This is a genomic window from Lientehia hominis, assembly GCF_021044755.1.
Lineage (GTDB): Bacteria > Bacillota > Clostridia > Lachnospirales > Lachnospiraceae > Lientehia > Lientehia hominis.
In genome coordinates this window covers 156,084-174,661 of the sequence record NZ_JAJNOR010000005.1, presented here as the reverse complement: position 1 = coordinate 174,661, position 18,578 = coordinate 156,084, and the positions used below count along the sequence as shown (strand labels likewise).

General features: G+C 49.0%; 18 protein-coding genes and 3 tRNA genes. 10 read left to right on the top strand and 11 right to left on the bottom strand.

What is annotated here, in order from left to right; all coding sequences use genetic code 11:
• Nucleotides 1-25: 25 nt before the first annotated feature.
• From LQE92_RS09715 to LQE92_RS09695, 5 genes are all read right to left on the bottom strand, one after another.
• Entirely contained in the window at nucleotides 26-196 is a 171-nt protein-coding gene (locus LQE92_RS09715) for a hypothetical protein (RefSeq protein ID WP_231062783.1), read from the bottom strand.
• Nucleotides 165-548, bottom strand: coding sequence for a MerR family transcriptional regulator (locus tag LQE92_RS09710; protein WP_231062782.1), 384 nt, complete (start codon nucleotides 546-548; stop codon nucleotides 165-167). The genes LQE92_RS09715 and LQE92_RS09710 overlap by 32 nt, the downstream gene beginning before the upstream one ends.
• A gap of 97 nt (nucleotides 549-645) precedes the next feature.
• The gene (locus LQE92_RS09705; protein WP_231062781.1) at nucleotides 646-1,536 is read right to left on the bottom strand and encodes a LysR family transcriptional regulator; all 891 of its coding nucleotides are present in this window, start codon (nucleotides 1,534-1,536) and stop codon (nucleotides 646-648) included.
• Between the two features lie 117 nt (nucleotides 1,537-1,653).
• Entirely contained in the window at nucleotides 1,654-2,247 is a 594-nt protein-coding gene (locus LQE92_RS09700; RefSeq protein ID WP_269141914.1) for an aldo/keto reductase, read from the bottom strand.
• Between the two features lie 103 nt (nucleotides 2,248-2,350).
• A complete protein-coding gene (locus tag LQE92_RS09695; protein WP_231062780.1) occupies nucleotides 2,351-2,926 on the bottom strand; it encodes a TetR/AcrR family transcriptional regulator in 576 nt (191 codons plus the stop codon).
• Between the two features lie 191 nt (nucleotides 2,927-3,117).
• On the opposite strand from LQE92_RS09695, the gene LQE92_RS09690 reads away from it, so the two are divergent.
• From LQE92_RS09690 to LQE92_RS09670, 5 genes are all read left to right on the top strand, one after another.
• Nucleotides 3,118-5,208, top strand: coding sequence for an efflux RND transporter permease subunit (locus tag LQE92_RS09690; RefSeq protein ID WP_231062779.1), 2,091 nt, complete (start codon nucleotides 3,118-3,120; stop codon nucleotides 5,206-5,208).
• The gene (locus tag LQE92_RS09685) at nucleotides 5,205-7,514 is read left to right on the top strand and encodes a hypothetical protein (protein ID WP_231062778.1); all 2,310 of its coding nucleotides are present in this window, start codon (nucleotides 5,205-5,207) and stop codon (nucleotides 7,512-7,514) included. Before LQE92_RS09690 ends, LQE92_RS09685 begins: the two co-directional genes overlap by 4 nt.
• A 116-nt stretch (nucleotides 7,515-7,630) precedes the next feature.
• A complete protein-coding gene (locus LQE92_RS09680; RefSeq protein ID WP_231062777.1) occupies nucleotides 7,631-8,569 on the top strand; it encodes a ketopantoate reductase family protein in 939 nt (312 codons plus the stop codon).
• A gap of 117 nt (nucleotides 8,570-8,686) precedes the next feature.
• The gene (locus tag LQE92_RS09675; protein ID WP_231062776.1) at nucleotides 8,687-10,327 is read left to right on the top strand and encodes an FAD-dependent oxidoreductase; all 1,641 of its coding nucleotides are present in this window, start codon (nucleotides 8,687-8,689) and stop codon (nucleotides 10,325-10,327) included.
• A gap of 29 nt (nucleotides 10,328-10,356) precedes the next feature.
• Nucleotides 10,357-11,310 (top strand): 4Fe-4S binding protein, encoded by a 954-nt coding sequence (locus LQE92_RS09670; protein WP_231062775.1) that lies wholly within the window; start codon nucleotides 10,357-10,359, stop codon nucleotides 11,308-11,310.
• 52 nt (nucleotides 11,311-11,362) lie between these two features.
• On the opposite strand, the gene LQE92_RS09665 is transcribed toward LQE92_RS09670, so the two are convergent.
• Nucleotides 11,363-12,091 carry a hypothetical protein gene (locus LQE92_RS09665; RefSeq protein WP_231062774.1) on the bottom strand — a complete coding sequence of 243 codons (729 nt, stop codon included), beginning with the start codon at nucleotides 12,089-12,091 and terminating at the stop codon, nucleotides 11,363-11,365.
• Nucleotides 12,075-12,914, bottom strand: a complete 840-nt coding sequence (locus tag LQE92_RS09660; RefSeq protein ID WP_231062773.1) for an ATP-binding cassette domain-containing protein — start codon at nucleotides 12,912-12,914, stop codon at nucleotides 12,075-12,077. Before LQE92_RS09660 ends, LQE92_RS09665 begins: the two co-directional genes overlap by 17 nt.
• A gap of 181 nt (nucleotides 12,915-13,095) precedes the next feature.
• Here LQE92_RS09660 and LQE92_RS09655 point away from each other — a divergent pair, with 181 nt between their 5' ends.
• Both LQE92_RS09655 and LQE92_RS09650 read left to right on the top strand, forming a co-directional pair.
• A complete protein-coding gene (locus tag LQE92_RS09655) occupies nucleotides 13,096-13,593 on the top strand; it encodes an RNA polymerase sigma factor (protein WP_231062772.1) in 498 nt (165 codons plus the stop codon).
• On the top strand, nucleotides 13,590-14,861 hold the full coding sequence (locus LQE92_RS09650; protein ID WP_231062771.1) for a zf-HC2 domain-containing protein: 1,272 nt from the start codon (nucleotides 13,590-13,592) through the stop codon (nucleotides 14,859-14,861). The genes LQE92_RS09655 and LQE92_RS09650 overlap by 4 nt, the downstream gene beginning before the upstream one ends.
• A gap of 61 nt (nucleotides 14,862-14,922) precedes the next feature.
• Here the strand turns inward: LQE92_RS09650 and LQE92_RS09645 are convergent, their stop codons facing one another.
• Nucleotides 14,923-15,174 (bottom strand): kinase to dihydroxyacetone kinase, encoded by a 252-nt coding sequence (locus LQE92_RS09645; protein ID WP_231062770.1) that lies wholly within the window; start codon nucleotides 15,172-15,174, stop codon nucleotides 14,923-14,925.
• 328 nt (nucleotides 15,175-15,502) lie between these two features.
• Nucleotides 15,503-15,850: a sporulation initiation factor Spo0A C-terminal domain-containing protein gene (locus tag LQE92_RS09640; protein WP_231062769.1), complete on the bottom strand. Its 348-nt coding sequence runs from the start codon at nucleotides 15,848-15,850 to the stop codon at nucleotides 15,503-15,505.
• Nucleotides 15,851-16,050: 200 nt separating this feature from the next.
• Between LQE92_RS09640 and LQE92_RS09635 the strand changes: the two genes are divergently transcribed.
• Nucleotides 16,051-16,123, top strand: a tRNA-Val gene (locus LQE92_RS09635).
• Between the two features lie 96 nt (nucleotides 16,124-16,219).
• Here LQE92_RS09635 and LQE92_RS09630 read toward each other — a convergent pair.
• Nucleotides 16,220-16,292: transfer RNA gene (locus LQE92_RS09630), tRNA-Ala, on the bottom strand.
• 37 nt (nucleotides 16,293-16,329) lie between these two features.
• A tRNA-Trp gene (locus LQE92_RS09625) sits at nucleotides 16,330-16,402 on the bottom strand.
• A 139-nt stretch (nucleotides 16,403-16,541) separates the two neighbouring features.
• Here LQE92_RS09625 and LQE92_RS09620 point away from each other — a divergent pair.
• A complete protein-coding gene (locus tag LQE92_RS09620; protein WP_231062768.1) occupies nucleotides 16,542-17,216 on the top strand; it encodes a response regulator transcription factor in 675 nt (224 codons plus the stop codon).
• The gene (locus LQE92_RS09615) at nucleotides 17,204-18,415 is read left to right on the top strand and encodes a HAMP domain-containing sensor histidine kinase (RefSeq protein WP_231062767.1); all 1,212 of its coding nucleotides are present in this window, start codon (nucleotides 17,204-17,206) and stop codon (nucleotides 18,413-18,415) included. Before LQE92_RS09620 ends, LQE92_RS09615 begins: the two co-directional genes overlap by 13 nt.
• Nucleotides 18,416-18,578: the final 163 nt, after the last annotated feature.

Below are 18,578 nucleotides of genomic sequence, written 5' to 3'. Positions count from 1 at the left end.
ATGTTTTTCCTCCTTGTCAATCTGTTCATTTAAACGCTTTGCCAAGGCCATTGCATTTCGTAAGCGTTTCACCGGTTTTTAAATAGATGCAGCCCGGCATCTCAAATAATACCGGATTGAATTTGCCAAAGTCCGGTTTTGTACCGTCCCTGGTCAAAATGGATTCATCTGCAAATGTATGGATGATTTTGAGCATGGTTTCTCCTGTTCTTTTTCATTTTGAATCGAAGATAGTCCAGCCGGTCCAGCTGTCTTTCCCGGAAATGGATTTCGTCCAGCGTATTGCTGCGCTTATCGCTCAGCATCCGCAGCCGCTCCTGTTCGGTGGAATCTCCCTCCAGCATCAGCCGCATATAGATTTCAATATCTTTATTGCTGAAGCCGATGTCATGCAGAGTCATGATCATGCTGAGGCGCTCAATGTCCCTGTCGTCATATTGCCATGCGCCCATGATTTTTTTGACTTCATCACAGAGTCCCCAGCTTTCATATTCGTCTAATATCTCTGCAGGGATGTTGTAAAATTCACTTGCTTCTGTCTTTGTCATTTCGTGTTTGGCTCCTCTCCAAGCGCAATAAAAAATAAAAGCGTGCCCTTTCGGGTACGCCTTTATTATAAAACCCATCTGTTGCTATGTCTAATACCTATATCGTATTCGAAGAAATACATTTTACGCATTTCTGCAAATGCTCGAGAAATGCAGCTGTAGTTGGGGAGGTCATCTGATCTTTCTTCCACACCAAAACAGACCCGCTCTCCATAGGAGGTGAAAACGGAATAAAGCAGGTATCGTCATAGGTGCAATCCAGCTTAATGCAGATGGCCGCTCCGATTTTGTTTCGCACCAGGATTGCCGCGTTGTAAAGCAGGTTATAGTGACCCACGATACGCAGATCATCAAAATCGACACCAAACCAGTCGGCGATCAGCCCCCGGATCAGACTACGGTTGGAGGTCATCAAGGGGACATGTAACAGGTCAGACGGGCTGACGGACTGTTTCCCGGCAAGTTCAGAATCCTTGTGAATCAGTACGCCCCAGGTTTCTTTCTGTGGCACATGCAGAAAAGCATATTTTGTCATATCCACTGGCTCGGGCACAAGCCCCATATCCAAAAGTCCGTTTTCGATGCGCTCCTTAATGCTGTCCGCATTTCCACTGAAAATATTCATTTGGACAAGAGGATGCTCTGCTTGAAATTGGGCCAGGAGCTTCGCAAGAAAATCTACGCTTTGCAGCTCACCGCAGCCAATCGAGATTTCACCCGTCAGTTCTGCATCCCTCTGCATCAAATCCTGCCTCGTTTTTTCCGCCAGACTGATCAGTTCTTGTGCCCGCCGCTTTAAGAGCATTCCTTCCTCCGTGAGGACAATACAGTGATTGCTCCGCTGAAACAGCTTTACCCCCAATTCCCCCTCCAGCTGCATGAGCTGGCGGGATAAGGTAGGCTGGGTTATATGCAAAAGCTGAGCCGCCTTTGTAATGTTTTCCTCCCGGGCTACCATCAAAAAATAATTTAATACACGCAGTTCCATAGGTTCACCTCTTTGCCCTTAGTATAGCACAGCGGCCACACGCATTCTACATATCTTGTATTAAGAAATGTAAAATATCTATGTCTGCCGCTGCCAGATGGGCAGAGGAAAAATGCCTCAGAGTGCATGTTTTCCAATAGACCAGGTGGGCGCAGCCCTTAATAATTTTTCATTGTTTTCCGCCATAACGCCCACCAGCTTGTGGGGAATATAGGCTTCCTCCAGATAGCTGATTTCTTCATTTGACAAGGTGAGCTCTGCGGCCTTTCCCGCCTTTACGATGCGGTTGAGTCCGTCCATGATTTCATAGAGCGGCGTCGCAAAATCCCACATGTGATAAATATACAGGTCCACATAGTCCATGCCGAGATTTTGGAGGCTCTTGTCGATCATCCGTTCAATGTGCTGCTGGCCGCTGACGCCTGCCTCGATGTCCGCAGAGGTGCGCGGTAAAAACTTGGTAGCCACTACCACTTCATCGTGTTTAGCATAGTCCCGCAGCGCCCGGCCCACATATTGTTCGCTGGTGCCGCTCTGATAGGCAATGGCCGTATCATAGAAATTCACACCCAATTCCAATCCGCGCCGGATAATCTCTCTGGAATGTTCCTCATCCAAAGTCCAGGTGTGCTGGCCTTTTGCGGCATCGCCAAAGCCCATACAGATTTTTGACACGTTTAAGTCGGAACTGCCAAATTTTCTATATTTCATTTTATTCCGCCTTTTCGCACACATAAAAACATGCTTTTGACTTATCATGCGGCTTCACTGCCATTAGTCCGCCGGATCTTTTTTTGGCAGGCCTTTATTAATGCTATCGAACAAAGGGAGCCACACAGCCCCCTGACAGCCGCACGATCAATTCCGCCATCTCATGGGCGGATTTTTTCATGCCGTTTTTCAGCCAGCTCTGGATCAGGCCGATACTTCCGTTGACAATGAACAGGTAGATATCGGTGGCGGTATCTTCTTCAAGGCGGTTTCGGGTGACCAGCTCCGTGACATAGGATTCGTGGGCGATCATCAGAATCTGCCTCTGAAAATGGACGTCCCCCTGTTCACTGAGCAGGATGCGGCAGGCGCGGCTGTTGTCCCGGATGTATTCAAAGATATATGCCAGAATCTGCATGAGCTTGGAGTCGTATTTTTGATATTCGCAATCGGCCAGCATCGTGTTCACATCGTCAATGATTTCTTCTTCCATTTGCTGCAGCAGGTCATACTGATCCGAATAGTGGTTATAGAAGGTGGAACGGTTGATATCCGCTTTTTCGCACAGCTCGGATACGGATATCTTATTGATGGGCTTTTCTTCCATGAGCTCAATGAGACTCTCTTTCAGAAAACGTTTGGTATAGCGGGAACGGCGGTCATTTTTCTGCTCTTTCATAGGGAGTCCTTTCTGTTTATAAAAAATTAATAAGGAGTTTTGATGATTAACCGACAAAATTTGAAAAATTGTCTTACACACGACGAATTATAAAAAACTGATTGTTGATAATGCAACACTATGTTTATTATAATAAAACCAAACAAGAAAAGCAACTGGAATCGGTATTTGACAGGAGGTAAACGAGCGCCATGGATAAGGTCAGAGAATGGATATTGGCACACAAAAAATTAGTGGTGGCGGTCTTTTTGACGGCCACGGCGCTCTGCACGGCCTTTTGGCCTTTTGTGAACGTAAATTACAATATGGTTGATTATCTGCCGGAGGATGCACAGTCCACGAAAGCTCTCAAATTGATGGAAGAGGAATTTGAGGGAGGAGTGCCGGGCACCCGGGTCATGGTAAAGGATATTTCCATACAGGAGGCGCTGGATTATAAAGAAAAGCTCAGTCAGATAGAGGGAGTGTCGTCTGTTCTGTGGCTGGACGATGCGGCGGACCTTAAGACACCGCTGGAAGTCATGGATCAGAAGACCGTGGAGACCTATTATAAGGACAACACAGCTCTGTTCTCTGTTGCCATAGAAGACAGGATGGAAGCAAAGGCTGTAGCGGATATTTATGAACTCATCGGAGAAGAAAACGCGGCGGCCGGCGATGCAGTCACCACTGCCGCGTCGCAGACCATGGCTTTTACGGAATGTATGAGGGCAATCCTCATCCTGGTGCCCATCATCCTGCTGATCTTGATATTGTCCACGGAATCCTGGCTGGAGCCCCTGTTTTTTCTGGTGGCGATCGGGGTGTCTGTCCTTATTAACATGGGTACCAACCTATTCTTTGGGGAGATATCCTTTGTGACCCAGTCGGTCAGCCCAATCCTGCAGCTGGCGGTTTCCTTGGACTATGCCATCTTTCTGCTCCACAGCTTTGACCGGCACAGGAAGGAACTGGCAGATTCTGATGTTTCCAGAAGTGAGGGAGGACCGATCGTGAATCGGGCCATGAAAATGGCCATGAAGGACTCCTTTACGGCCATCGCCGCCAGTGCGGCTACCACCTTGTTTGGATTCCTGGCGCTCACCTTTATGAACTTTCAGATTGGCGTGGATCTGGGTATCAATCTGGTTAAAGGGATTGTCCTGAGCTTTTTAAGTGTCATGTTCTTTCTTCCTGCATTTACGCTCTGCTTCTATAAGTGGATAGACAAGACCCGGCACAGGCCGTTTCTCCCAAAGGGGAAGAAGCTGGGAAAAGGAATATTAAAAGCGAGGATTCCCGTGGGAATTCTTGCGCTGCTGCTCCTCCTGCCCTGCTATCTGGCCCAGGGACGGACCGATTTTACATATGGTATGGGAAGCATGCCCGACAGTATCCGGTGCGGACGGGATGAACGGATGATCACGGAAGCCTTTGGAGAATCTAATCCCATGGTACTTCTGGTGCCAAGGGGAGAGCCTGCCAAGGAAAAGGTTCTGACAGAGGAGCTTAAAGAGCTTTTGCATGTCAGCGGCGTTATGTCCTATGCGGGGACGGTCGGCGCTGCCATTCCTCCTGAATATCTGGGAGAAGAGATCACGGGCCAATTCTATTCGGAACATTACAGCCGTTTTATTATTTACGGAGATACGCTTCAGGAGGGAGATGAAGCCTTCCTCCTGGTGGAACAGATACAGGATACTGCAAAAGGATTATACGGAGAGGAAGAGGTCTATTCCTGCGGAATGAGTGTGAACCTGTATGACATGAAGAATACAGTGGAGACAGATAACAGCCGGGTAAACCTGCTTGCCGTCCTTTCCATCGGACTTGTGCTTCTGGTGACCTTTAAGTCCCTGACACTGCCTCTGCTTCTTTTACTGAGTATAGAAACGGCCATATTCATCAATCTGGCTGTCCCGTACTTTGACGGTTCCTCATTATGCTATATCGGGTATCTGGTGATCAATACGGTCCAGCTGGGCGCTACTGTAGACTACGCCATCCTTCTCACAGATACCTATCGTGGGAACAGGATGGAGTGGAAGGCGAAGGAAGCCATGGAAAAGACCATAGGGAGTGTTTTCTTTTCCATCCTCGTCTCGGCGGCCATTATGACGGCGGCGGGGATGTGTCTCTGGCTGACCTCATCCAACCCCATCGTGTCTGCGCTGGGACTTTTGCTGGGGAGAGGGACCATCCTTTCCATGCTGATGGTGCTCGGGTTCCTGCCGGCAGCACTGCTGGTATTTGACAAGATCATATGGAAGACTACATGGAGAAAAAGGAGGAGACAACAATGACAAAGAAAAGACGGCTGTTCAAAAGAGTTTTATTTTCCTGTCTCGCCGTATGTCTTGCAGTGATACTGGCTGGACTCGGTACACTTGGCGGCGGGACGGACAGAGATAGATCCATGGCGGCGGAGGCCGGCAGTGGGAAAGAAACCGAAAAGCAGGGAGGCGGCGCGGCGAAGGTCCAGGGAAAGGACGAAGTCATCTATGCGTCTCTTGAGGCCGGCGGAGCGCTTAAGGGGATTTATGTGGTGAACTGCCTGGAGGTGGCGGAAGGCGGCACCATACAGGATTACGGAGCATACAGTCAGATTCTGAATCTTACGGACACTTCTGAAATGAAGTACAAGTACGGCATCGTATCGGCGGAAGCAGAGGCCGGACGATTTTACTATCAAGGGAACGTAGAAGAGGGATCTCTTCCCTGGGATATTTCCATTACGTACCGTCTGGACGGCAGGGAGGTGACGGCAGAAGAGGCGGCCGGACAGAACGGCCGTCTGGAGATTTCCATTTTGACAAAGCCGAATGGAAGTGGTTCTCTGTTCTATGAAAATTATCTTCTGCAGATATCTCTCACACTGGATACTTCTGTCTGCCGGAATATAGAGGCAGAGGACGCATCCATTGCGGACGCAGGTGAAAATAAGCAGATCACGTTCACTGCTCTTCCGGGAAAGGAAGGAAGCTTTTCTGTCGGAGCGGATGTGTCAGGATTCCGGATGAACGGGATGAGCATAGCGGCGGTCCCGTTCAGCATGGCATTTGATCTGCCGGATATGAGTTCCATGACAGAACAGCTGGGGGAACTCAGCGACGGGATCGCGTCTTTGAATGAAGGGACGGAAGAACTTAAGGAGGGCGCGGCCAGCCTGGCAGAAGGCGCCGGAGCTTTAAAGGAAGGCTCCGCTTCCTATAAAGATGGGTTGGAGAATCTTGGAAGCGGAATAACCGGGCTTAAGAACGGCGGTTCTCAACTTGGCGGCGGTCTTTCAATGCTGAACGCAGGAGCACTTGGGCTGAATTCCGGCATGGAGGATTATTGGACGGGGCTGTCAGAGTTTGTTTCCGGCCTGTCACAGATGAAAGAAGGCTCCGGCGAATATCGGAGTGGGATTGAGAGCGTGGCCGGGCAGTCAGGCAATCTAACGGAGGGTTCCCAGGCGGTCAAAGACGGGCTCGCCTCCATGGCGGAGCAGCTGGCAGGGAAGCTTGGCAGTCTGGCGGAAGAAAGCGGACAGACCGGCGAAGGCCTGGGTGCAGGCGCAGCTGCCGGGAATGGAAATGCTCTGGAGCAGCTGGCCGCGCTGCCGGACGCACTTCGGGGATTTGCAGACGGGCTCGCCGGCATCAAAAGTGGAATCACCGGACTTTCCGGAAATTATGGGACGATGTTCACAAATCTGGATAAAGTGATCACGGCGATTCCCGAAATCGACGAGACGGCTCTTGCCGGTCTGGGAACGGATAATGAGACAGTAAACCAGCTGGTGGCCAGTTATCGGGCGGCCCAGACTGTAAAGCAGACCTATATACAGATGAAAGAGGGTCTTGTGTCTGTCCAGAGCTCTATGGATGATATGGCGGATGCGCTCAGCTCCATAGAAACTGCACTTAGGGATACCGCGGATCAGATAGAAGAGGCGCTTAAAGGAATGGATCTGAGCAGCATTATGGATGCGCTTAAGGAATTAAATGGCGGAATAGCGGAGCTGTCTGCACGGTACGGAGAATTTCATCAGGGGCTTTTGGACTATACAGAGGGGGTAGAGCTCCTTTCCCAGTCCTATGGAAGCCTGGATGATGGGATTTTGGATGCCGTCTCAGGCGGAAACAGTCTGAAAGATGGATTCGGAGAGCTGCAGAGCGGGGCCGGAGGACTGTCAGAAGGGCTCAGCAGCACAGCAAAGGGTTTTGACAGCCTGATGGACGGCATCGGAAGCCTGGCCGAGGGGACGGGAGCTTTGCTTGATGGTTATGGGCAGGTAGACAGCGGCATCGGGGAGATCGCTTCAGGAACAGACGGAGTTTCTGAAGGAATGGCCGGTCTTCAGGACGGAACAAGAAAGATGCATCTGGAGACAAAGGATATCCCGGAGAAGATCCAGGAGGAGATTGATAAACTTCTGGAGGATTATGATAAATCGGATTTCCGTCCGGAATCCTTTGTATCTGAGAAAAATCAGAATGTGGAGCTGGTCCAGTTTGTGATATCCACAGACCCGATAGAGAAAGAGGAAATAGAAGAACCGAAAACGGAGGAGGAAGAGACAAAAACCCCCTGGGACAGATTTCTGAATCTGTTCCGGAAATAAGCAGGATATTCCAGGCAGGCGGGCGAGCCCGCCCTACAATGAAATATCGCTTGAAAAGGCCCCATGAAGCAGGTATGATAGAGCCATAGATGTCAAATTCGGTTTGGAGGTACGACATGAAGATTCAAAATGCGGCGCTGATCGGTCTGGGAGCTATGGGTTCTTTTTTTGCGCCCAGGATAGAGCAGTATTTGGGCAGACAAAATTTTCAGGTGATCGCGTCCGGAAAGCGGAAAGAGCGCCTGGAAAAGCAGGGTGTTACCATAAATGGAGTGAATTACCGGTTTACTGTGCGGCAGCCAGAAGAACAGGGTCCGAAGGCTGATCTGATCATCATGGCCATGAAGGATATGGGACTTGACCAGGCGATTGAGGATATTCGGAACTTGGTAGGGGAGAATACTCAAATCCTCTGTGTCATGAATGGAATAGACAGTGAGGAGCGGGTGGCGGCGGCATATGGATGGGAGCATGTACTGTATTCTTATATGCGTATGTCCATCGTCATGAAGGACGGAGCGGCGGACTTTGATCCGTATTGGGGAAAGGTGCATTTTGGGGAGGCGGAGAATGAGGAGCTGACCCCCAGGACAGAGAGAATCCGGGACTTTTTTGAGAACTGTGATATTCCTTATGAGATTGACACAGATATGAAACGGGGGATTTGGTTTAAATATATGTGCAACGTGGGAGAAAATCTGACCTGTGCTCTGCTGGGTATTCCTTTCGGCGCTTTCCGGAGCAGTGATTCAGCCAACGCGATCCGCAGAGGGGCCATGAGGGAAGTAATGGAGGTCGCCAATAAAAAGGGGATTCCGCTGACGGAACAGGATATTGAGGATCAGGAGGCGACGGTCCGGAACATTCCGTATACGAATAAGCCCTCGACTCTTCAGGACCTCGAAGGAAAGAAAAAGACGGAAGTAGAAATGTTCGCGGGGACGGTGGTGCGTCTTGGAAAGGAGCTGGGGGTTCCGACTCCCATTAGCTGGATGTTTTATCACGGGATTAAGGTCTGCGAGGAGAAGAATGAAGGGAAGTTCGATATGAAATAGGAAAAACCTATCAATATGATAAAATAAATTGAATTTTCTTATACAAAAATATGTGTTATACTTGTGCCAGTTTGAAAATATAATGCCCATGCGAAGCAGAATAAAAGGAGAAGGAAAATGAAGGTATTGATTATCGGCGGAGTGGCGGCGGGCACAAAAACGGCCGCAAAGCTTATGCGGGAAGACGGGAACGCAGAGGTAACGATTCTTACAAAGGGTAAGGATATTTCATATGCGGGCTGCGGTCTTCCTTATTATGTAGGTGAAGTAATCCAGGAAAAAGGGCAGCTGATCGTAAATACCCCGGAAAAATTCTCACGTCTGACGGGGGCCAGGGTGATGACCGGAATAGAGGTCACTAAAGTGAACCGGGAAGCGAAAAATGTGGAGGCGGTCAATACCGAAACGGGAGAGACCGCGGTCTATGAATATGACAAGCTTGTGATAGCGTCGGGCGCCTCACCGATTAAGCCTCCCCTTCCGGGAATGGACTTAAAAGGAATTTATTTTATGAGGACTCCAGATGACGCCTCAGCTCTGAGAGAGGCTGTAGAATCTGGAAGTATCAGGAGGGCAGTCGTCGTCGGAGGGGGATTTATCGGACTTGAAGTGGCGGAAAACCTGGCTGCGAAGGATATTCGGGTATCCGTCATCGATATGGCTCCCCAGATACTGCCTGGATTCGCGCCAGAGCTGACAGAGTATGTGGAAAACCACTTGGCGGATCATGGTATCATGGTATTCACCGGTACGAGGCTGGAAGGATTTCTCGGTGAAGAAAAGGTTGAGAAAGTGCAGACCAGCAGAAAGGCTATGAAAGCGGACGCAGTGGTACTGTCCATCGGAATCCGTGCCAATACGGCATTTCTTTCGGATTCCGGCATCGAACTCATGCCCAACAGGACGGTGAAGGTGGACCGGTATATGCGGACCAATGATCCGGATATCTATGCTCTGGGAGACTGTGCTACCGTTACAAACAAGGTCACAGGAGAGCCTCAGTGGTCTCCGATGGGCTCTTCCGCCAATATTGAAGGCCGCCTGCTGGCTCAGAATCTGGCAGGAAAAGAAATTCCGTACGGCGGAGTATTGGGGACAGCTGTATGCCGGCTTCCTGAGCTTAATGTGGGAAGGACAGGATTTACGGAAGAGACGGCGAAAGCCGCAGGATTTGATCCGGTGAGCGTTGTGACTGTTGTGGATGACAAAGCTCACTATTATCCTGGAGCCGGCAGCTTCATCGTAAAGATGATCGCGGATAAGAGCACGAAGAAATTCCTGGGTATCCAGGTCCTTGGAAAAGGGGCTGTGGATAAAATGGTGGATATCGCCGTCACAGCGCTGACGCTGGGAGCTTCCCTGGAGGATTTGGCGAATATGGATCTGGCATATGCCCCGCCGTTCTCCACGGCTATCCATCCGTTTGCCAATACGGTAAACGTACTGCTCAACAAGATGAGCGGGGCCTATGAGACGCTGACGCCCGCGCAGTACGCAAAAGACGGCGTGCCCGAAGGATATCAGCTGGTAGATGCATCTGCCGCGCCCACTATAAAAGGGATTCCGTATCTGGATCTGACAAAAATAAACGGGCCTGTGGAAGGATATGCTCAGGATGCTAAGCTTCTGCTGGTATGCGCCAAAGGAAAGAGAGCATATCTGACACAGAATCGTCTGAAACAGCATGGTTATACCAACACTCTGGTGCTGGAGGGGGGGACCATTTTCAACACCGGCATACTGGAAAATGAAGAATAAAAGATGACAAGAAAAAGGAGAAAGTAAAAATGGCATGTTTAACAGTTAGCCCTGAAGATGAGAAGAGAGTAAAGGGATTGGGATTTTTAAGCAACAAGGGAACGGATAATTTTTCCGCCAGGATCATTACCGTCAATGGAAAGATCACGGCGGCGCAGCAGAGACACATCGCGGAAGCTGCGGAAAAGTTCGGAAACGGTATTGTGACCTTTACGACCCGCCTTACGGTGGAGGTGCAGGGTGTTCCTTATGATAAGATTGACGAGTTCCGCGCTTTTTTGGCGGAAGGGGGACTGCAGACCGGCGGCACTGGATCCAAGGTCCGCCCCGTGGTGTCCTGCAAAGGGACTACCTGCCAGTATGGGCTGATCGACGCGTATGCTTTGTCTGAGGAGATCCATAACCGCTTTTACGAAGGTTACTCCGATGTGAAGCTGCCCCATAAATTCAAAATAGCCGTCGGCGGATGTCCCAATAACTGTGTGAAGCCCAACCTGAACGACGTGGGCATCATCGGCCAGTGTATCCCGGTATTTGACGAGGACAGCTGCAACGGCTGTAAAAAATGTTCGGTCGTCACCGCATGTCCGGTAAACGCCTGCTCTGTAGTGGACGGTATCCTCGAGATTGACAAGGAGGCATGTATCAATTGCGGCCGCTGTGTGGGCAAATGCCGCTTTGACGCGATTGAAGAAGGAATCCATGGCTATAAGATATATATTGGAGGCAGATGGGGAAAAAAGATCGCTCAAGGAAAAGCATTACATAAGGTTTTCACAGATAAAGAAGAGGCTTTGAAGGTAATCGAAAAAGCGATTCTTTTGTTCCGTGAGCAGGGCGAGACGGGAGAACGTTTTGCGAGGACCATTGAACGGCTCGGTTTTGAAAATGTGGAAGAACAGCTTTTGTCCGATGGACTATTAGAGAGGAAAGAAGAGATTCTTAAGGCTCAGCTTCATCTGAGCGGCGGGGCTACCTGTTAAATAAGACCGGGACCGGTGTTAAAAACACCGGTCCCGTATTTATTTTATTCTATTAGAATTTCCTTTTTTTCAGCAGCCATATCCGGAGTGCAGAAACGGCGGTGCCATACAGGCAGAGGATTCCAAGAGCTTCCAGTACCTTCAGAAGAGAATAGGTTTCTTCACCCGCGAAGATGGAATTGAGCTCTTCCATGGGAGGGAATATCCACAGGACAGAGCGGGAAGCCGGTATCTCCTGCAGAATTCCAAATTTTGAAACAGCCATGACGGCGATAAAAGCTGTGAGAGAAATGGCAATCTTTCTGTCTTTCATAATACGGGGATGCAGCAAGGCGCCCACAGAGCTTCCCACAAACGCGCTGGCGCTTTGCAGCAGCCAGCCGCATAGGATGTCTGAGGCTTTAATGGGCCGCAGGAACAACTGCCTGTGGTTCAGCAGGTTCTGGATCACGGGAAACAGAGTACTGATAAGACAGGCCAGCATTCCCAGCAGAATTAAAAACAGGCTGCAGCTCAGGTAATAAGTGATGTCACTGCGGACTCTCAGAATCATCAGCTGCTCGGATACCGGATCCTCCAGCATATTATAGGACAGCCCTGCCCAGACCATGATCAGAAACAGGCAGACACTGGAGATGGAAAAGCTGTCAACGATTCCCACGGGCATGATCGTATACATACAATAGAGAACCACAGCCAGGATGACCACCGGCATGACAAACCTGCTGGATTTAAAATAGGAGTGGAAGTGATACCGGATCAATTCATATGTGGTCTTCATACATTTCCCTCAGCTTCCATCCTTTTTCCAGCATCAGAGGCAGCAAACGGTCACTTTCTTGTTCCGATGCCGAAATTTTCAGCCGGCCTTTCTGATCTGTTCTGTCCATTACTGTATAAGGGGATATTCCCGGCGGGACTTGCGCCTGGGGAGCCCCATCAAAGAGCAGTATATAGTTTTTTTGGAGAATGGAGGGTTCTTTGTCTGCAGTGCGGACGATTCCTCCCTCGATCTCAAAGACAAGGTCCGATATGCGTGTGGTCAGATGGGGCTCGTGGCAGGACATGAGAAGAGTGACTCCCTCTGAATGCAGTTCCTTCACTTTACGGATGAATACGGCCTGAGACTCTATATCCTGGCCGGATAAAGGTTCGTCCAAAAGCAGCACGTCTGGTTTCTTTAACAGAGCCTGAATCACACCGACCTTTTGGAGGGTGCCTTTTGAAAGATGCTTCATCGGGACATCGAGCATGCCATGTATGAAAAAGTCTTCAGATAGCTTGTCCTCCTGCTCTTTCAGGATATCTTTGTTCAAACCGTCTATGCTTCCCATATGCCTGAGATATTGGCGGGCTGTGAGGCTGGATTTGGGGAAATGCTCCGGAATATAGTGGAACAGCAGCCCGCTTTTAGAGATTAAAGTTCCGCCTGAGGGCGTTACCAGCCGGGCGATCAATTTGAGCAGGGTCGATTTCCCGCTTCCATTGTGTCCGGTGAACGCGATGGACTGCCCCCTTTGGACAGAGAAAGTCACATCCTTTAATACTGTTTTTTTGTCATATATTTTTGAGACTGTGTTTAAAGCAATTATTGTGTCCGGCAAAGAAATTTCCTCCATTTTTTCTGTTAAGGCAGGCTGCTCTTTGATTCTGAGTATACCACAGGCTCTTTAGGGAATCAATGCCGTGGCCTAAGCCGTATGATTGACCAGGAAGACAGAAAAAGATGTAACAAATTAGATTTTAAGCGCTCTAATATATGAAACAGAGAAGGGGGGGATCAATGTGGCGGGTTTTTCACAGCTTTATGAGAAGTATGCCGGACAGGTCTACCGGTTCCTGCTTGCGCTGTCCTGTGACAGCAGCCTTTCGGAGGAACTGACTCAGGAGACTTTTTATCAGGCATTTCTGCACGCTGACAAGTTTGAGAACCGCTGCAGTGTTTCCACCTGGCTGTGCCAGATAGGAAAAAATGCTTATTTCCGGGAAATGAAACGGCGAAAGCGAACGGTTCCCATGCAGGAAGCGGGGGAACAGCAGGATGGGGCTCTTAAAGATCCGGAAGAAGTGTTTTTGGAGAAGGAACGGGTGCAGTCTCTTCGCAGACATTTGTTAAATCTGCCTGAACCTTATCGGACCGTGATCTCGATGCGGGTATACAGCGGCACGGACTATAAGGAACTGGCCCGGCTGTTCGGAAAATCTGAGAGCTGGGCAAGAGTTACATATTTCCGGGCAAAGGAACAGCTGACATCTTTGATAGAAAGGGAGGACAGGGGATGAGAACAGAATGTGGCATCATACAGGATCTGCTTCCGCTTTATGCGGACGGCGTTTGTTCACCGGAAAGCAAAGCAGCCATTGAACAGCATTTAGAAGAATGCAGTGAGTGCCGGGAAACGTATCAGAGGGCATTCAGAACTGTCCCAGACAGCCCGGAGCTGGAGCCGGATGCTGTGGAGGAAGGAAAAGAATTTCGGCATGGACTGAGAAAGGTGCGGAGGAGATGGATTTATTCGCTGATCGCGGCGCTGCTGGCGGTCCCCCTGGTATTTATGAGCATAGCGCAGATTACCGGCGACGGCATCTGTTTCAGCAACCTGGGTCAGATCATGGGCGGCCGGCATTTTTTATCCCTATTAAAAAAAGGAGCTTATGGAGAAGCATTCGATATGCTTGACTCGGAAAGCACATGGGAAGATTTGACGGATTATGAAAAGTATCGGGGGGAAGGTGTAAAGACGGAGGAATACCAGGCAATCGAGGTCGACGGAAAGATATGGATGTTTTCTCCGACAGAGATGGCCAAGTATTTTAACGGGATTCCGGATGCTCTGGAGGGAGAAGCGGCTTTGGACTTCTGGGAAACTATATGTCAGCATACGCAGTCTAACAATACTCACTTTATCATACCGGCGGAAGCATATGACAAACTGAAATCAGAAGGATGGCTGGGGGATGGATCCTTTGACAGAGAGGAAGACCGGAAAATACAGCGCCCCATACGCGTGCGGAATCTGGAAGGAGACAGCTATTGCATCGGTACAATGTCTGACGTGGGCCAGGATCCATACACGGATGAACGCGATCTTGATTCATATTACTATGAATTTGCCTGTGTTCCCGAATGGATTTGGAAAAAAATGGAGGAACGGGAGCAGCAGGATAAAGAGGCGTTTGAGAAACGTGCGGAACAATACTTGTCCATTGGCTACGAGGGCTGGCGTGAAAAATCCCGGGAGCAGTTTATAGACGGCATGGAGGAGTGGGAAGAGGAATACGGGCGGGTCGCTGGAATCCTTTTTCACTCCGCCTATTATAACGAAGGAGGAGACAGCGCCTTGGGGCCGCGGTCCGGAGTGTGGCAGCTGGATTTCAGCCTGCGGTTTTCAGAAGAGGAAAGCGGAGGGGAAGGCATCACTCTTGCCGTAACAAAAGGGAAGATCAGGCTGAAAGGAGGCTATTACCGTTCAGACGACAGCATTGTCAGCCGGTTTCTGAATGCGCTTTCAGAGGCAGATTTCTACACGCTGCCGTATGCAGAGGAATGACAAAAGAGGTTTTCGTTTTAAAAGCGGGGCAAAGTTTAAAAGCTTTGCCCCGCTTTTTCCGTCATCCCTTTAAACCCCTGGCCTGCCTGTCCATATCTTCGATCACGATATCGTAGATTTCACCGATGGAGGAACAATATTTAAGGACCTCCCACGGCTCATTTGTATGGAAGTGGATTTTGATCAGGTCTTCGTCTCCGACCGCCAGTAGGCAGTCTCCTTTAAAATGTTCCGTAAAATAATCACTGATGGCGTCCTCATCAAGGTTTTCTCCTTCGAGGAGCAGCTGTGTGTCATATCGGAATTCCAGCATTTTCGTTCTCCTTATTCGATTAAATTAAAAAAATTACAATACCAGTTTACCACTGGCCGGCATTTCCGTCACTTCTTTTTTGTCAGAAGACATGATAAGTTTTATCAGATTCCTTGCTCAGCAGGCGTTACGAGAGCCAGAATTTGTGGTATAATGGACGATATCAGATGATTAAAGGGAATAAGAGTATGACCGTACATCAGCCGCGGCCGCGGTTTCTATGAAATGAAAAAGGAATGTGCAGAGAGAAAACAATGAATTGTTTTTGGAGAAAATATCCTTTGATTCCTTTAGATTTCTTATGCTGGACAGCAGGCAGGATGCCGAATCAGGGTTTTTCAGATATCCGTTTGCAGTATTTAGCGAAGATTTCAATGATCTCTTTTGGATAAGGCATATTTTCATGTCGGAAGCGGCATCCTGTCATCTCTTCCAGCATATCGGCCCCGCCGTTTCGCATGATAACATTGCGTATGGTACGGATGTCCTTTTCCACATTCTGAACACTGGTGTTGTTCTGCTGGGCAATTGGGCGGTAGACTTCTCTCTGGATATTGTGCAGTTTACGGGAATCTTCCATGATCATCGATATGGCTGTGATGAAATAATCATATCCTCGATAACACTGAGATACTCCGACAGAATAGAGCATTGCATGAATATCATTGCTCACCATAGGGGATTTCCTCCTTCGTACAAGTGTTTGTAAAGTCAAACATAGAAGATTTTGGAAAAAAATACCATATAATAGAAAAACTTAGACCTTACCAGACCATAGAAAAATTTACCGGATAATAAAAAGCCGGAATTTTTTGAAAAGAAATGATTCTTTCCGCTTGCACTCCGGCCCGTTTTCGGTTATACTAAGCTTCGGACGGAGACATAGCTCAGCTGGGAGAGCATCTGCTTGACGTGTAGAGGGTCGCAGGTTCGAGTCCTGTTGTCTCCATAAAAAAGGACGCTTCTTAGAAGCGTCCTTTTGTTATCCAGTCCGGACAAAAAAACACCATCTTATCCTCTGTCCGGATTAAGATGGTGTTTTTCGTGGAGCATAGGGGATTCGAACCCCTGACCTCCACACTGCCAGTGTGGCGCGCTCCCAGCTGCGCTAATGCCCCGTGGGATATGTATTTCCAGCTTATTTTGTGTCTGAAGCAGGGGCGGAAGGACTCGAACCCTCGACATTTGGTTTTGGAGACCAACGTTCTACCGACTGAACTACACCCCTGTATCGTAGAAAAAACCTACCCTCCATTTATATCATAGGATCGCAGTCATGTCAACCGAAAAAATGATTCCGTAGTGTTTTTGTAGGGAAATTGGTGGTAGACTATAACAGAGCAGAATGGAGAAAAGAGGATGCAAAAATGGCCTATAAAATATTGATCGCGGATGATGAACATGATATACGGGCACTGCTGAAGGATTTTTTTGAAATGCAGGGGTACCAGACAGAAATGGCAAAGAACGGAAGAGAAGTTCTCGAAAAGGTTTCCCGCCAGCCAGATCTGATCCTTCTGGATATCAATATGCCGGGGATGGACGGCCTGGAGGTGTGCCGCCGCGTCCGGGAACATGTCAGCTGTCCCATTTTATTTTTGACTGCCAGGGTGGAGGAGCAGGACCGGGTCAACGGTCTGATGATCGGTGGAGACGATTATATTGTAAAGCCGTTTTCCCTGGATGAACTGGGAGCCAGGGTGGCGGCCCATCTGCGCCGGGAGGCACGGGCGGGGAAAAAAGACCAGCTTAGGTTCTCAGATGACCTGGTGATCCACTATTCCAGCCGGTGCGTCTATTTTGGAGAAAGGAACCTGGGCCTGACCAGGACGGAATTTGATATCGTAGAGCTGCTCTCCATGAACCGGGGACAGGTGTTTTCCAAGGAGCGGATCTATGAGAAGCTGTGGGGGTATGACAGCGAGGGCGATGAAAATATCGTGACTGAACATATCCGCCGCATCCGGATGAAATTCAAGAAATATTCTGACAAGACCTATATCGCGACAGTATGGGGGGTGGGCTATCAGTGGGCTGGCTGAAACGAAAGAAAAATAAATGGAAAAAGAAGCTGATGGACGCCTCTTTGAAAAAAGCCCTGGCTGCTTATATCGTACTAGGAGCCACCGGGACCTTTCTGACGATTATGATCCTTCAGTTTATTTGTCAGAGTGTGGACAATGTCATCTGGGGAAAATATGCCTCGGAATATGCAGTCTCTAATCTGAGTCCCTATTATTATGTCATGTGGGGGAGCATGGCCCAGGGGGACCGGGTCGTAATACAGATTATGGATTTTGTGGAGTCATGGAGTCCGGTTTTATGTATCATAGCGGGGGTGGTGCTGGTATCAGTGCTGTATTACCGGGATAAGCTGAAGACACCGCTTCAGATTCTGACCGACAGCGCGGCGAGGATTGGCTGCAGCGACCTGAATTTTCAATGCGAATACCATTCTGAGGATGAAATGGGAAAGCTGTGCGGAAGCTTCGAAAAAATGCGGAAGAACCTCCTGGAGAATCATCAGAAGATGTGGAACATGATGGAAGAGCAGAAACGGCTGAATCATGCCTTTGCCCATGATCTGCGGACGCCTCTTACGGTGCTGCACGGGTATATCGATCTGCTTTCGAAATATTATCCTCAGGGAAACATAAGCGAAGAAAAGCTTTTAGAAACGCTTTCCATGATGGACAAACAGGTGATCAGGCTTAAGCGGTTCGGCGATACCATGAAAAGTGTAAGCACCCTGGAAGAGCGGATGGTGGAAAAGAAGCCGGTGACGAGTGCGGATATTACCATGGAAATGAAGGAGATGACAGCCGCTTTGGACGGTTCCGGCGGTGTGCGTATCTGGATGGACAGCAGAATGCCTCAGACAAAGGAGCTGTATCTTGACGAAGCAATCGTCTGCGAAGTGACAGAAAATATCCTGTCCAACAGCCTGCGCTATGCAAAAGAGTGGGTGCAGGTGGTCATGGAAGAGGTCGGAGGATTTCTGGAGATCTATGTTAAGGACGACGGCCCCGGATTCAGCGAGGAGGGACTTAAAATGGCGGTCAAGCCATATTATAAGGATAAAGAGGAGGAGTCGCAGGAGCATTTCGGCATCGGGCTGTATATCTGCTATGTCCTGTGCGAGAAACATGGAGGCTCTTTGGCCATCCATAACAGTGTGAATGGCGGAGCGATCATCTCTGCGTCCTTCCAAGTGTGTCCGGAAGAAGAGGAAATCAGGTGACGGAAAAATAAAAAGGAAATAGATGCCGGATATAGGGAAAGAGTAGAGAATTTATGTTTACAATGATCCTGACGGAGGAAAATACACCTGTTCGTCGGGATCATTTTATTTTACGGGGATGGGGAATTTGATCAGGAGTCTATTATAGTAAAGGAGATAGAAA

Coding starts and splice junctions, on each gene's coding strand:
- LQE92_RS09715 (WP_231062783.1), bottom strand. CDS start 196: ATGCTCAAAATCATCCATACATTTGCAGATGAATCCATTTTGACCAGG.
- LQE92_RS09710 (WP_231062782.1), bottom strand. CDS start 548: ATGACAAAGACAGAAGCAAGTGAATTTTACAACATCCCTGCAGAGATA.
- LQE92_RS09705 (WP_231062781.1), bottom strand. CDS start 1,536: ATGGAACTGCGTGTATTAAATTATTTTTTGATGGTAGCCCGGGAGGAA.
- LQE92_RS09700 (WP_269141914.1), bottom strand. CDS start 2,247: ATGAAATATAGAAAATTTGGCAGTTCCGACTTAAACGTGTCAAAAATC.
- LQE92_RS09695 (WP_231062780.1), bottom strand. CDS start 2,926: ATGAAAGAGCAGAAAAATGACCGCCGTTCCCGCTATACCAAACGTTTT.
- LQE92_RS09690 (WP_231062779.1), top strand. CDS start 3,118: ATGGATAAGGTCAGAGAATGGATATTGGCACACAAAAAATTAGTGGTG.
- LQE92_RS09685 (WP_231062778.1), top strand. CDS start 5,205: ATGACAAAGAAAAGACGGCTGTTCAAAAGAGTTTTATTTTCCTGTCTC.
- LQE92_RS09680 (WP_231062777.1), top strand. CDS start 7,631: ATGAAGATTCAAAATGCGGCGCTGATCGGTCTGGGAGCTATGGGTTCT.
- LQE92_RS09675 (WP_231062776.1), top strand. CDS start 8,687: ATGAAGGTATTGATTATCGGCGGAGTGGCGGCGGGCACAAAAACGGCC.
- LQE92_RS09670 (WP_231062775.1), top strand. CDS start 10,357: ATGGCATGTTTAACAGTTAGCCCTGAAGATGAGAAGAGAGTAAAGGGA.
- LQE92_RS09665 (WP_231062774.1), bottom strand. CDS start 12,091: ATGAAGACCACATATGAATTGATCCGGTATCACTTCCACTCCTATTTT.
- LQE92_RS09650 (WP_231062771.1), top strand. CDS start 13,590: ATGAGAACAGAATGTGGCATCATACAGGATCTGCTTCCGCTTTATGCG.
- LQE92_RS09645 (WP_231062770.1), bottom strand. CDS start 15,174: ATGCTGGAATTCCGATATGACACACAGCTGCTCCTCGAAGGAGAAAAC.
- LQE92_RS09640 (WP_231062769.1), bottom strand. CDS start 15,850: ATGGTGAGCAATGATATTCATGCAATGCTCTATTCTGTCGGAGTATCT.
- LQE92_RS09620 (WP_231062768.1), top strand. CDS start 16,542: ATGGCCTATAAAATATTGATCGCGGATGATGAACATGATATACGGGCA.